17 protein-coding genes are annotated in these 13,299 nt (G+C 38.3%); 11 read left to right on the top strand and 6 right to left on the bottom strand.

The features are described from left to right. Positions 1–172: 172 nt before the first annotated feature. From LI091_RS17245 to LI091_RS17215, 8 genes are all read left to right on the top strand, one after another. Positions 173–424, top strand: coding sequence for an HPr family phosphocarrier protein (locus LI091_RS17245; RefSeq protein WP_110102628.1), 252 nt, complete (start codon positions 173–175; stop codon positions 422–424). 105 nt (positions 425–529) lie between these two features. After that, a complete protein-coding gene (locus LI091_RS17240) occupies positions 530–1,048 on the top strand; it encodes a hypothetical protein (protein ID WP_173734643.1) in 519 nt (172 codons plus the stop codon). Continuing rightward, positions 1,005–3,035 carry an HsdM family class I SAM-dependent methyltransferase gene (locus LI091_RS17235; protein WP_265191404.1) on the top strand — a complete coding sequence of 677 codons (2,031 nt, stop codon included), beginning with the start codon at positions 1,005–1,007 and terminating at the stop codon, positions 3,033–3,035. The genes LI091_RS17240 and LI091_RS17235 overlap by 44 nt, the downstream gene beginning before the upstream one ends. Next, positions 3,022–3,531, top strand: a complete 510-nt coding sequence (locus LI091_RS17230; protein WP_173734642.1) for a restriction endonuclease subunit S — start codon at positions 3,022–3,024, stop codon at positions 3,529–3,531. The genes LI091_RS17235 and LI091_RS17230 overlap by 14 nt, the downstream gene beginning before the upstream one ends. Continuing rightward, positions 3,524–4,597 carry a restriction endonuclease subunit S gene (locus LI091_RS17225; protein ID WP_173734641.1) on the top strand — a complete coding sequence of 358 codons (1,074 nt, stop codon included), beginning with the start codon at positions 3,524–3,526 and terminating at the stop codon, positions 4,595–4,597. The genes LI091_RS17230 and LI091_RS17225 overlap by 8 nt, the downstream gene beginning before the upstream one ends. Continuing rightward, positions 4,561–5,133: a restriction endonuclease subunit S gene (locus LI091_RS18790; RefSeq protein ID WP_442860787.1), complete on the top strand. Its 573-nt coding sequence runs from the start codon at positions 4,561–4,563 to the stop codon at positions 5,131–5,133. Before LI091_RS17225 ends, LI091_RS18790 begins: the two co-directional genes overlap by 37 nt. 213 nt (positions 5,134–5,346) lie before the next feature. Then, positions 5,347–6,498: an ADP-ribosylglycohydrolase family protein gene (locus tag LI091_RS17220; protein WP_265191403.1), complete on the top strand. Its 1,152-nt coding sequence runs from the start codon at positions 5,347–5,349 to the stop codon at positions 6,496–6,498. A 42-nt stretch (positions 6,499–6,540) separates the two neighbouring features. After that, entirely contained in the window at positions 6,541–6,684 is a 144-nt protein-coding gene (locus tag LI091_RS17215) for a peptidyl-tRNA hydrolase (RefSeq protein WP_173734639.1), read from the top strand. 96 nt (positions 6,685–6,780) lie between these two features. Here the strand turns inward: LI091_RS17215 and LI091_RS17210 are convergent, their stop codons facing one another. The 5 genes from LI091_RS17210 to LI091_RS17190 form a co-directional block, all read right to left on the bottom strand. Continuing rightward, positions 6,781–7,005 carry a hypothetical protein gene (locus tag LI091_RS17210; protein ID WP_173734638.1) on the bottom strand — a complete coding sequence of 75 codons (225 nt, stop codon included), beginning with the start codon at positions 7,003–7,005 and terminating at the stop codon, positions 6,781–6,783. Further along, on the bottom strand, positions 6,998–7,225 hold the full coding sequence (locus LI091_RS17205; protein ID WP_173734637.1) for a hypothetical protein: 228 nt from the start codon (positions 7,223–7,225) through the stop codon (positions 6,998–7,000). The genes LI091_RS17210 and LI091_RS17205 overlap by 8 nt, the downstream gene beginning before the upstream one ends. A 24-nt stretch (positions 7,226–7,249) precedes the next feature. Continuing rightward, positions 7,250–8,011, bottom strand: a complete 762-nt coding sequence (locus tag LI091_RS17200; RefSeq protein WP_173734636.1) for a Fic family protein — start codon at positions 8,009–8,011, stop codon at positions 7,250–7,252. A gap of 169 nt (positions 8,012–8,180) precedes the next feature. After that, positions 8,181–8,807: a GIY-YIG nuclease family protein gene (locus LI091_RS17195; RefSeq protein WP_173734635.1), complete on the bottom strand. Its 627-nt coding sequence runs from the start codon at positions 8,805–8,807 to the stop codon at positions 8,181–8,183. 87 nt (positions 8,808–8,894) lie between these two features. Continuing rightward, complete coding sequence (locus tag LI091_RS17190) at positions 8,895–9,158, bottom strand: DUF2196 domain-containing protein (protein ID WP_173734634.1); 264 nt, start codon at positions 9,156–9,158, stop codon at positions 8,895–8,897. 649 nt (positions 9,159–9,807) lie between these two features. Here LI091_RS17190 and iscB point away from each other — a divergent pair. Together iscB and LI091_RS17180 are read left to right on the top strand one after the other, a co-directional pair. Beyond that, complete coding sequence (gene iscB / locus LI091_RS17185; RefSeq protein WP_173734633.1) at positions 9,808–11,163, top strand: RNA-guided endonuclease IscB; 1,356 nt, start codon at positions 9,808–9,810, stop codon at positions 11,161–11,163. 110 nt (positions 11,164–11,273) lie between these two features. Continuing rightward, on the top strand, positions 11,274–11,750 hold the full coding sequence (locus LI091_RS17180) for a hypothetical protein (protein WP_265191402.1): 477 nt from the start codon (positions 11,274–11,276) through the stop codon (positions 11,748–11,750). Positions 11,751–11,793: 43 nt separating this feature from the next. Here the strand turns inward: LI091_RS17180 and LI091_RS17175 are convergent, their stop codons facing one another. Further along, the gene (locus LI091_RS17175; protein ID WP_173734631.1) at positions 11,794–12,045 is read right to left on the bottom strand and encodes a hypothetical protein; all 252 of its coding nucleotides are present in this window, start codon (positions 12,043–12,045) and stop codon (positions 11,794–11,796) included. A 221-nt stretch (positions 12,046–12,266) separates the two neighbouring features. Here LI091_RS17175 and LI091_RS17170 point away from each other — a divergent pair, with 221 nt between their 5' ends. Continuing rightward, positions 12,267–13,016: a hypothetical protein gene (locus tag LI091_RS17170; protein ID WP_173734630.1), complete on the top strand. Its 750-nt coding sequence runs from the start codon at positions 12,267–12,269 to the stop codon at positions 13,014–13,016. Positions 13,017–13,299 lie beyond the last annotated feature (283 nt).

Genomic DNA, 13,299 nt, shown 5'->3' with positions numbered 1-13,299 from the left:
TAGCTGCGTAAAAAACAGTAGTGGTGGTATGGACCCACCCTGAATCTACGGGGCCCAGGCTCCGCACATCAGATGCTCGGTAATTTAATTGCCGAGTAGTTCACCATATTATTCTTGTAATCGAAAATATAAGCACCCGGCGAAGCCGGAAAACAAAAAAGGAGAGAGAAAAATGATTACAAGAAAAATTAAGATTGAAACTATTAGTAAAGTTAAAGATTTTGTAAACGAAATCAGCAAGGTTGATGTTAACGCTGATTTAAGCAATCCGGACAGACGGTATATCGTTGATGCAAAATCAATCCTCGGAATCTTAAGCCTGGATATCTCTCATGTTATGAATCTGACGATTTATGATGAGGAGAAAAATGCAGGAAAGTATGAAAAGATTTTTGAGGAATTTGGAGTAAGAGACAATAACTAGAATTCGAGACAGCATGGCGGCGGAAGGCCGCTTTTTTTGTTGGGAAAAATTTAAGCATATTACATTTGTTAAAAAAATAATCAATAGTCAAGAAAGAAAAAAAACATGGAAAGAACAACTAAAAAAACACTTGGAAAAATGATTGGAGAGATGCTTCAAGTTGATAATCTAAATGCTAATCAGATGCAGATTATTGATTTGCTGTGTCAAATCAACGAGTCAGACGAAATCGTGTCAAACACTGCATATTATGCAAATAATAACCGCGTTGATGAGTTTAAAGATTTTGTTGTGGAAAACGCCGATGAAATCTTGAGCAGATTTAATGCATGTAAAACGCTTAATAAAAACTGTGGAATCTCTAAACTTGTGCTTTTAAATACAAAAGAATTGGATGAAATAAAGGAATACTCACGAATTATTGTAAATTTCAAGTATGTTAATGGTATTCCAAAATTCTGCTATGTTCGTATGGCGTATAATTTCGAAAACAAAGAAGGCAATATCGTGAAAAGTGTATTCAACTGGAATGCTGAGAATGCTGATGCTCGCACATTCGGATTTGATGAAATTGAATCTCATGATAAAAAATCTGATTTTTTCATCAAGATTATGTTTGATTAAGTATTTGTTGTTTGCTTTATTCGTAAAGAGTCAAGACCGAAATGGTTTTGGCTCTTTTTTTTGCGGTGGCGGCACGGAGATAAACAAAAAAAAGCATAAAAAAATTGGAAAAAATAATCGTGGTTGGGGAAAAATCCGGCATTTTGTAGGTGTAAAAAAAATAAAAAAAGAGGGAAAGCATATGACATACAAAACTGAAGACCAAGTCCGTGATGAAGCTAAAGTCATTCTCGGTTTTGATGAGATAGAAAATGGAGTGCAGCAGGGAACCGGACAGATTACAACATTCAATCAGCTTGGATTTAAGGGGATTATAGACAAGCCTGATGGATGGTATCTTCCTGATGATGCAGGACGGCCAGCGATTATTTTGGAAACGAAATCGGAGGCGGAAGAACTAAAAGAAAAATATGAAAAAGAACTGTTTAAAAATATTGACATTGTGCTGAATAAGTACAGTAAAGTTATCGGAATTTTGTATAACGGAAAAGAAGTTAAGGTATATAAAAATAAAGAACTTCTGGAAGAGGTATCGGAAAAGTTAGAGCCAAAAACGTATTATCTGGCGTTGTTTACCGAAGAAAAGCTAGATAAAAACCACATCTACGAAGTTACACAGCGAATTAATAACAGTCTACATTTTAAGTTTGGTATGACAGATTTACAGGACAGGATGATTTTTACCGCTTGCGCGCTGGTGGCACAAAGGTATAATCCAAAGAATGGGCTGCAGAGATTAAAAGATATGGATTACAGTACGTTTCATAACTGGATTTACAGCGCTATTGCAAAGGCGATTGAGTCAGACAAAAGACAAAATGATAAGCTAAATATCTTACTTGAGGAGTATTCTGCTGTCAGAATGTCAATTACCGAAGACCAGGATGCAATCAATGATTTTATTAATAATGTATGCGAAATATCAGATTTGATAAACAGCCAGCAATGGAACGGTGAGGACGTTATGTCGATATTCTTTAACGAGTTCAACCGTTATCGTGGTAAAGCGGATGCCGGACAGGTTTTTACTCCTGACCATATAACTTCTTTCATGTATCGGTTAATTGATGTTCGTATGGACGATAAAGTACTTGATGCAACATGTGGTTCTGGTGCTTTCCTTGTAAAGTCAATGGCAAATATGATTCGTGAAGCCGGTGGGCCGATGACGGAAAAAGCGAAAGAAATTAAATCAAAGCAGCTTTTCGGTATTGAGATGTATAGAAAGATTTATGCTCTCGCCTGTGCAAATTTTCTGATACATAAAGATGGCAAGACCAATCTGCTTCACGGTGATGCCAAATCATTAGAAGCTGCCGAATGGATTAAAGAAAAGGGTATCACAAAAGTTCTGATGAACCCGCCTTATGAGCGTAAGAACAAATGTGCGGATATAGTTCTGAACGTTCTGAATAGTGTGCCGGTTGGCACTGAATGCGCTTTTATCATGCCAGATAAGAAGCTGGAAAAAGAAACAAAACTTAAAAATGCGCTTAAAAAACACACATTAAAAACAATTGTCAAGCTGCCGGAAAATTTGTTTTTCGGAATTGGAGTAACCACTTCAATCTTCGTTTTTGAGGCTGGTAAGCCGCAAAACGGCAGAAATATTATCGGATACTATATAGAAGACGATGGGCTTGAAACAGTTAAGAACAAAGGCCGCCAGGACATAAAAAACAGATGGGATGACATTGAAGATTATTGGATTCAGGCAATCCAGGATGGAAATGAACCAAAATATAACACAAGGCAGATAATCAATCCGGCAGAGCATTTATCTTATCAGATGCCGGAAAAGCCGTTTGAAATCTTTGAAGAAGATTTCGTAAAATGCGTAATGGATTATGAGATGTATAAACGCGGGGTTGATGTGAAGTCCTTTAATGAACAGTTGCTGCAGAGTGTGCTGTATAGTTCTGAAGTAGAAGAAAAGGACGGTGAAACGGTGATTCGGTTGAAAGGAGAAGGCGATGAAAAAGATTGATGTGAGTGGGTGGAAAGAATTCAAAATTTCAGAATTATTTATAACAGAAAAAAGTGGCTCATCAATTCAGGTTCCAACTGGAGCTATGATATCAAAAAGAGATTTTGAGGACGGAAATACACCGAGAGTTACTGTTTCAAATTTTAATAATGGAATTACTGGATACTACAAAGATATTAAAAATAAAAACTATAGAACGTATGAAAATTTCATTTCAGTAAGTTTTTTGGGGACAGTTTTTTATCAACCGGAAAAGACATCATTAGATATGAAGGTTCATTGTCTGATGCTGAAAAACAAGACCTTAAATACATATATAGCACAATTTCTTGTGACTGTTATTAAAAAAGTAATAAGCAATTTTGTATATGCAGACCAGCTTTCAAGCACTGTGCTACCAGAACTTTATATTAAATTGCCTGCAATAACAAAATATATTCCTGACTTTGATACATTAACGCGTGAAGTATCGGGGGGGGGGTATAAATATGAATAAGATTGATACCTCTTCTTGGAAGGAGTTTGAAATATCGGAGTTATTTGATATACACCCGACAAAAAATCTTGGATTAACAAATCATGAATTATTTTCAACTACTGGAAACACTCCTGTTGTAGTTAATTCATCATGCAATAATGGAATTGGCGGATATGTAGATTTGCCAGCAACTGAAGATGGGGGCATTATTACATTTTCAGATACGACTGATGCAAATTCTATCTTTTATCAAAAAGAAAATTTTATTGGATATTCACACGTTCAGGGAATGTATCCTAAATTTGATAACAATTCAGATGAAATTATGCAATATATTATGACGGTATTTAAGGCTAAAGCATTAACAAAAGGTTATAACTATTCAAATAAGTTCAGAAGAGATGATGCCCTAAAAATTAAGATTCTTCTGCCAGCTAAGACTATCAATGAGCCCGACTGGCAATTCATGGAAGGCTACATAAAAGAAATTCAAAAAAAAGTCCAAGACAGGACTTTTAAGCAAAAAGGGCATAGAAAGAAAATAGATATAACTACGGCAGAAAATAAGATGGAAAAAGAATGGAAAAAATACCGTATCGGAGATTTATTTAAAATCTCATTGTCAAAAGATGATATACAACCAAAACTTGTAAATGAAGGCTCTTTTCCGCTAGTATCGTCTGGTAAAGAAAATAACGGCATTTGTGCCTATATAGAAAAACAAGATGCAAAATTATGGAATGCTGGCCTTCTAACAGTTGATATGTTTGGAAAAGCCTTTTATCAAGAAAAGCCGTTCTATTGTGTTTCTCATGGTAGAGTCAACATTTTAATACCCAAAAAAGATATGTCTGAAATGTCTTTAAGATTTATCGGTGCCGTAATTGAAAAAACAACTATAGAGAAATATGGTTTTCAAGAAATGTGTACTGGAACCAAGTTGGCTGAAGAATTTGTATTTCTACCCTCTGGAGACAACGGGCAGCCTGATTGGGATGGAATTGAAAAATTTATGTGTAGTATCGCGGATAACAGCCGCGATACGTTATCGCGGATAACAGCCGCGATACGTTATCGCGGATAACGTTAAGCGAACTCCAGGATATATATAAAAAAGTTACCTTTGCTTCGGGTGGTAGAATATGGAAAAGGTTTCGCATTAAGGATATTTTCGTTCAAGAGAGAGGAAAAGAAAAGGCTCCTAAACAAAACGATGAAGGTGATTGCCCGTTAATTCAGGAAACAAATTCCAATAATGGATTAGATAGATACGTAAAACCAACAAAAATCTTCAAGAAAAATGCAATAACTATTTCTATCAATTATGCTCAAAATGTATTTTTCCAAGAATCTGATTTTTGTGCTTCTGTAAATATTGCAATAATAAGAAATTCGCATCTAAATCAATACAATGGGTTGTTTATATGCTCGATTTTACAAAAAAAACATGCAAATTATGATTATACGAACAAAATCAGCAAAGAAAAAATTAATGAAGAGGAAATTTTCCTTCCCGTTGACTCGTCTGGCAACCCCGATTGGGACTATATGGAAAACTACATAAAAGAATTAATAACAAAAACTCCAAAAAACATTGACCTGCTTTCAAAGGTCTTTTAACTGCAAAGCAGCCGGCTTCGCCGGCTGCTTTTTGCTGTACATTTTTGCTGCACTAAAAGAAAATAAAGAAAACAAAAAATAAAAAGAAACTCAAAAAAAATCTCAAAATTCAGCATATTAAAAGAAGAACAAAAAAAGGAGCCAAAAAAGGAGCCAAAAAAAGAGCCAAAAAGGAGCCAAAAAGGAGCCGAACCGGAATGGAAATGGGGAGGCTTGGAAGCAAAGAAAAAAGAGGTAAAAAAAATGAGTGATGTACAAAATAATTTGTTCGACGTCAAAGAGGCTTGCTGCGAAAGCTGCAAGTATAATATACCAGGAAAGACTTGGTGCTCAAAATATAAAAGGATAAAGCCTGTTAGCGTCATGATAGGAAGGATTAAATGCGAAAAATATTGCATGCTAAACAATGTGGTCATGGCTTCAATTGTTGGTTTTGCAGTAGGCGATGCGTTAGGAGTGCCTGTTGAGTTTGCTTCAAGAGAAGAATTAAGTAAAAACCCGGTTAAAGACATGATGGGTAAAGGGACGCATAATCAGAAAGCTGGAACATGGTCGGACGATACGTCATTGACGATTGCATTAATTAAAGCCTTGGGAGATAAAGAGTTTAACGTGGACAGTATAGCCCGCAGGATGATGGATTGGTTGTATAAAGGTAAGTATACAGCAAACGGGAAAGTGTTTGATGTTGGAAATACGACAAGAGAGGCTATATGGAGAATGCATAAAGGAGTATCTCCGATTGAAGCCGGAAGGAAAGATGAATACAGTAATGGAAACGGCTCTCTGATGCGTATACATCCACTTGCTTTTTACTTGCTTGATGTTGATAATTTTGAAGAAACGAAGAATATGATATATCAGGTATCATCCTTAACGCATGCAAATATTATTTCAAAAGTTGCCTGTCATTTTCTCGTGGAACTAATAATCCGCCTGCTAAAAACAAATAGCATTAGAACTGCATATGATGCCGTATGTCGTGAATTTGCTGAATATTACACAGAAGACAAGATACAATCTGCGTTTGCAAATATTTTCTCAGGAAAGATACTTTCTATGTCAGCATCAAGTGTTAAGTCATCTGGGTATGTAATAGATACATTAGAGGCCGTTTTGTGGTGTATTTTCCATACAACAACATATAAGGATGCTGTCTTAACAGCGGTGAATCTTGGCGATGATACAGATACTGTCGGCGCTATAACAGGCGGAATTGCTGGCATTATTTACGGCCTTAATGCTATTCCTGAAGAGTGGATTTCAAAATTGGTTAATAAGATGATTGTGCTTAATGCTGCAAGCGATTTGTATAAGAAATGCAATAAGGACAATATCATCGATAACCTTGATTTTTCTGTCTAAAATGAGTCAAAAAAAAATAATCAAGCCAGGAGGTAAAAGCACATGCGGCAATTAATAATTGTAAGAAAAGACTTAAACATGTTTGCCGGTAAACTGGCGGCACAGGTATCTCATGCGTCCATGGCGTTTCTGACAACGCCGCTCAGAGATGCGAAATGTAATAAAAATAAAATAAGTGAAAAATAAAAAAGATAAAGAGAAAAACAAGCAGAAAAACAAAACAACAGGCCGATTAATCGGCCTGTTCGTTTGTGCTTGATAAAATACAGAAAAAATAAAAAGTTAGTGGTCCTCTCCATATCCACGAAGAATGACTTTGCCGGTCTCGTCAACAACCTCAATCAGACATCCTGGCTGCCAGCCTTTGTATCTGAGTGGCTTGACTTTTCCGAATTCAGACATACAGTCAAAAATTTCGTATGACTCACCGTGGCAATCGTCCATATTGATATAATCGATAAGCCTCTGTGGTGTCATTAACGAAGAAAATAATTCGTCGTCAATCATATGCTGCACCAAAAACATAGAGCATTCGCTCATCGTTGCCGGTTTTTGCATCTTCATCACTTAAATCTGGTTCGTAGTCTTCAATTAGGAGTTCGTCATCAAGCATCTCTCCATAAAATTCTTCCTCATCTTTGTGCTTTGGACCTTCGCCATTATAATCATCAAACATCTCTCGCTCAATAGCATCAATGTCGCTTAAGCTTCCTGATATCCCTGCCATGTTATATATCCCCCTTCTTGCTGTTTACTGCAATTCATCATAATCAAAAATCATCGGTATTACTTTTTCTTGATACCATTTTTGTTCTGATTCAAAAAAATCAATAAGCGGTGCATAATCGTGCTTGTTCTGCGCGGCACTAAGGTACCGGTAATACTTGATTTTGTTTTCGTCTCTGATTACGACAGGGGTAATGTCTGCGTCAAGACACTGCTTTAACAGAATCATGCGTCCAACGCGGCCATTCCCATCCTGGAACGGGTGGATATTTTCAAAGATAGCATGGAATTTTGCAATATCTCGCAGCTCAATTTTCTTTTTGCCGGTATACTTGGCAAGTAGAGCTTCAACCATTGCCGGTACTTCCTGTGGAAGAGCAGTGGTAATATCCCCTACAAGGTTTGCACGCTTTTTCCAGTCTCCGACTGCGTATCCGTTTGCCATATCTTCGAAGACACCCTCTTTGAGGTTTTTATGCATGCCTTTGATAATATCGGCAGTAAGCGGTTCGCCTGCGTGTTTCATCATGTAGTTAAACATCTTAAAATGACCGTTCATTTCTTCCACGTCTTTTGCTCTGAAGATTGTGTCTTCGTCATCTGCGAAAAACGTGCCTGTATCAAATAATGATGCGGTCTGCCTTTCCGTCAATGTACTTCCTTCAATCTTATTGGAGTTGTAAGCCATGCTGCGCTGTGTAAAGCCATATGCTCCACTGCGGTCCTGGTTTTGAAACTCAATCGTGAGGCGCTGTTTCAGCCTTTCTGTAAATTTTTTGTCCTGCATTTTGCATTCCCCTTTCTTGTTTGCTATGTATATTCAATATGCAAAATGTAGCATCTGTTAACAAATTGCGGATGTATTCAGTATATCATACAACGAGGCAAAAGAAAAACAAAAAAAGGCGCCAAAAGCGCCTTTTCTGTTGCTCTGGATGTTTGGCTAGGATAGACAATCATTCTTCTTTCCATTGTGTCTCCTCTGCAATATCCGTAATCTTTTTCCCATTGTATGTAAAAACAGAAGCTCCCTGGATGGCTGATACATTTCGGAGCTTTTCAGCAAGCGGCGAAAGAGAAGTGGTCTCGCCATTGTACTCTACTTTATTCTTTTCTGCGTCCACGACCGTCGCCCTGACGGAATCGTCGTCGATAAACACAAGTTCTGCACCGACTGGTATGCCGCATTTTTGAAAGTTGATTGCCGGTCTTTGTTTTCGTCCGCTGCTGCCTGAACAATGAGACTGCTTTCTTGTGCTGTTTACTACGCCTTCGCCTTGCATCGGAGCCACGCGCTTCAATTTGTCAGCGCTGCCTGATATGATAGCGATAGCCTCAAGCAATCGGTAAGCTTTTTCTGCCGACATTGCGAAGAATTCCCGATTTTTGGCGAGACGTAATTTCGGGTTCAATGTATCGATTAATTCGTGCAGTTTTTTATCCTCCAGCTGACCTGATGTCTCGTATGTTGCATATATCTCGTATTCGAAAGGAAGTGCAGTAGTGCTTAACTGTTTTCGGCGAGCCTCCACATCGGAGGCATAGCCGATTTTGACCATGTCATGTAGACATGGGTTTGTCATCGACGGGCGTGGTTTTTCACCCGCGTCTGGTGCAAGCGAGCATAGCTCGCTGCATTATTATGTAAATATATCCTTCAGCCATCCAGGTCACTTCGCTTTCTGCTTTGGCAGAATTGCTTTTACCCTGCCAACAAGGCGGTAATCTGGATTTTCTTTTCGGATTTCTTTTTCTTCTTCTGTTTCATTTTCAATCTTGATTTTCACTTTAATTCCCCTGTAATGTGTTTCGGTTTTTGTCAAAATTTCATCTACGATTCCGTATGTAAGATTTCCATTTTCATAGTCTTCTTTTAAAAGAACAGCGACACGCTGTTTTGGGTGAATTTTTTTTCTAATCTGATAGTTCTGCATAAATTTTCCTCCTGAAATAAGTTGATTGTTTATTCTAGTATGCAGGATTTTTAAAAAAAGAAAAAAGGTTTGCGAGTGAATCACCGAAAATTTCCATTTGCTACCACAAAAGCAAAATGTTTTTCCGCAAATTTTCACAGAAATACAAAAAAGCAGCATATTTAAGATATGAAACGCAAGGAGGATTAAACGTCAATAACCCGCGCCCGAGATAAATCTCGGACGGGGCTTGTAAAAACATGCATATTTTTATTCTGTATTTTTTATTAGTCCTGTCCATATTTATTAGAGGCGTTGGCCGCAAGGCCTTATTGGTTAGCCTCAGTGTTAAACGAAGCCTTCCGGGCTAGTTTAATACTACGTTACCGGTAAAATAGGCACCGTGGGATGCTCCTCAAGTCTCACGCTCTGCGGTATGCTGTTAAACATCTCTTAGGGTAGGAGAAGTGCAGTATGCGCTAAACTATCGGATAACATTGGCGATGAGGACAACCGATTCTGACTAGGCGCCGGCTTACCGGAACCGAAAGGATAGAGAACCTGTATGGGCTGCTTTTAAATATCTTCGGATGTTTGGGAATAGTTGATACAGAAGGCGTAAGCCATCCCGGCTTGCCGGGAAAATATAAGAATAAAAGGAGGGCAGCTTATGCCAGTTGCAGTAATTAGTAAGACAGGCGAAAGATTAATGCCAACAAGTGAACACAGAGCACGTAAGCTGCTCAAATCAGGTAAAGCAATCAAGTATAGTTACCATCCGTTTACCATACAGCTTACCAAAAGGGAATCTGGAGATGTTCAGCCCATAGAGCTTTGTGTGGATACAGGATATACACATATTGGAATATCTGTAAAATCAGAGAAGCACGAATATCTGGCTGAACAGATTGATACATTAACAAACGAAAAAGCCAGGCATGATGCATGCAGGATGTACCGCAGACAGAGACGAAGCAGAAAGAGATACCGCCAGCCACGGTTTAATAACCGGAAACGTAATGACAGGTGGATTGCTCCATCTCTGGAGCATAAGAAAAGTATCCACATCCAGGCAATTTTACGTATCTGTAAAGTGATGCCAGTTACTGATATTACCTTAGAAATGGGCAACTTTGATACTCAGGTTTTGAAGGCCAGAGAAGAAGGTAAACCATTACCGCAAGGAGTAGATTATCAGCATGGCGAGAGATACGGTATTACAACACTCCGCGAAGCGGTGTTCGCGCGTGATGGATATACATGCCAGTGCTGCGGAAGGGCAATAAAAGACGGTGCGATTCTTCATGTACATCATATCGTATACAGAAGCCAGGGCGGAACAAACCGTATGTCAAATCTCATCACTGTATGTGATAAATGCCATACACCGGCAAATCACAAGCAAGGCGGTAAGTTGTATAACTGGAAACCAAAGATTGCATCATTTAAGGGTGCAACATACATGACTACTATTCGATGGAAACTATATAACGAAGTAAAAGCGTTGTTTCCAGATATTGATATTGATATTACATATGGCGCTGAAACGAAAGAACGGCGCAGGGCATTGGATATTGACAAATCACACGTTAATGATGCTTTTGTAATGGGGCAGTTTCATCCAAAGCACCGTTCAAAACCTATATGCTATAAGAAAAAGCGCAGGAACAACCGGTGTCTGGAGAAATTCTACGATGCAAAATATATCGACAGCCGTGACGGTAAAAAGCGAAGCGGCCAAGAGTTGTTTAATGGCAGAATCAGCAGGAATCATAAGAAAGACTCAGAGAATCTACATCAGTATCGGTTACAAAAAGTAACTCCTGGAAGAAGAGCAATCAGGAGGCAACATTACCCCATTCAGCCTCATGACATTATCGTTTATAACGGTAATAAAATTGAAGTTTCAGGATGCCAGCACAAAGGTACAAGAGTCGTTTTTTCTAAAACTAAAAAGTCAGTACAGGTATCAAAAATTAAACTATTTAAATACGCTGGCGGTTATTCCAAATCAGTATTTAATTAATAGAAAAGGAGGAAGCAGGAGGAATGTAAAACCGCGCATTCCTCCCCACCCGACTGCGAAACAAGGAATATTGTTTCTACGTCAGATGGGGTACCCTGCGCGAAAAAAAGATGGAAAACGATAAAAAAATCAGAAAAAGAATTTTTATGAAAGCACTTTCTACCGTAAAGGCGGTTAATGAAGTTGACTCTGTATTAGATGAAATCGGAATCAACTTGGACTTTGATGACACAGAAAAGCCAGTAGGACGGGCTATGGGCAACTTATTAACTACCCCAAAAGAAGTTGCTTGTGACGCATTGGGCTTAACACTGAAAACAGAAAAAGGATATTGCACAGGTGCATATAAGGGACAGCTGCTCCCAATTGAGGTAGAAGTTTATTATCCGGATTCTGATGATGAGAATACTGCGATTCCGTTTTCAATTACATTTGAAGGCATGTGGGATTTATTGGACCTGGCGGCCAAGGATACAGCATGTGCAGTTAAAGTATGGGATTGCTTTGTAAATAGGGATACAGAAGCAAAAAAATGGATTAAGAATGTATGCGATATTACAGGATGGGGAGAGGTAGACGAAAGATAAAAGGAGCAGCCGGCGTAAGCCGGCTGCGGGAAAGCATTTTTCACTACTGCATAAGGCCTTTCAGATATTCGACAGTGACACCCTTTTCTTTCATCAGCTCTGCAAGTTCTTTAATTGCTTTAGCCTGTTGTTCTTCGGCTTCTTTTGCTTGTGCAAGTTCAAGCTGTTTTCTTAACGCTCTTCTGGTTGCTTTCATCTCTTTGATAGATGCGGCTGCGGCCTGAATGTTTTCCTCAAGCTCAGCTAACTCTTTTTCAATTTCTTCTGTAGGACGAATTACTTTAACTTTTGGCATTACTAAAACCTCCTTTTTGCTAAAAAGTATATAACATTTTTGCTGTTTTGTATACATTTTAAGCGAAATTTTTGCAAACATTCCGGTAAGTAGAATATATGTTCTGAAAAATGCGATTGTTTGCTATCTGGCTGATTTTGTTTTTGCGTTTTTTTGACGAAAAAATCCGGCATATTGCAAATGAAGAAAAAAACATTCAAAACAAGAAAGGAAGTAAAATAATGAGTGATAAAAGAATCGTAAGCATTCAGTTAACAAAGACAAAATCGGTTGTAGCAGTAGAGATTGGAAAAGATGAATATGTTGATGCGGACGGTGTAACATACAAAAACATTGATACTGATTTCATTTCTGATGCAGATGATGTCTCTGAAGAAGAAAAACATGCTTTCGGATATATGGCATCATTGTATGATGGCATTGCAGAGCTGGAAGGGCAGAAGCGTGCAATTGATGCGAAAATCGCTGCTTCTAAAAAAGAAATCAAAAAAGCAGAATCTGTTATCAGAAACCTGCAGGGCAGAATGTCCATTGCTGATTTTGCGGAAGAGATTGGTGATACACTTCCAGAAGGGCTGTTCGATGAGATGGTAGACAAAGCATTCTGGTGTGATACGGCTCTTCCTGGCGAGAGTGTGGATGAAAATGTCATGTATATCTTAAATGTCATGGATGTAAGTCTCAGAAAAGCCAGTCTGGAATCACTTCCGTTCATGTATGAGTATGAAGAATACGGAGACTGGCGGATGTATGAGAATGCTGAAGAATATCTGAAATACCAGCGTATAGTTTCAGCATATGCAAAAACCCTGCCAATGAAGGCGGAGTATATCTCCAAGTTGTATTATGACAAGGAAGAGGGCCTGCAATGTATTTCAGCATATAAAATCAAACTGGAAAAGAAACTGACAAAAGAATATGCGAAAGAAATTGTCGCAAAGTTAACTAATGGATTTGTGTACGAGAACTGATTGCTGCCGGCTGTGGAATACAGCCGGATTTTTTGTTGTAAAAAAATAAAAGAGAGGAATTTTCCTCTCTTTGAATTTACAGCACTACATTTTTGGTCGTAGAACACCTGAATTTACAGCCCCGCATTTGTTTGGTAGTGGAACACCTGATTTTAAAGTTCCGCCATTTGTTTGGCTGCGGAACACCTGAGTTTAAAGCCCCACATTTGTTTGGTAGTGGAACACCTGATTTTAACACATTTTAGAGAAGAATTCTCCCGCCTCTAAGGCGGTGAGATGAATT

Origin of the sequence: Blautia sp. MSK20_18 (genome assembly GCF_020553125.1) — a bacterium.
In the GTDB taxonomy this organism is placed as follows: domain Bacteria; phylum Bacillota; class Clostridia; order Lachnospirales; family Lachnospiraceae; genus Blautia_A; species Blautia_A fusiformis.
Note: the sequence above shows the minus strand (reverse complement) of the source record. Positions and strands in the feature narration are given on the sequence as shown.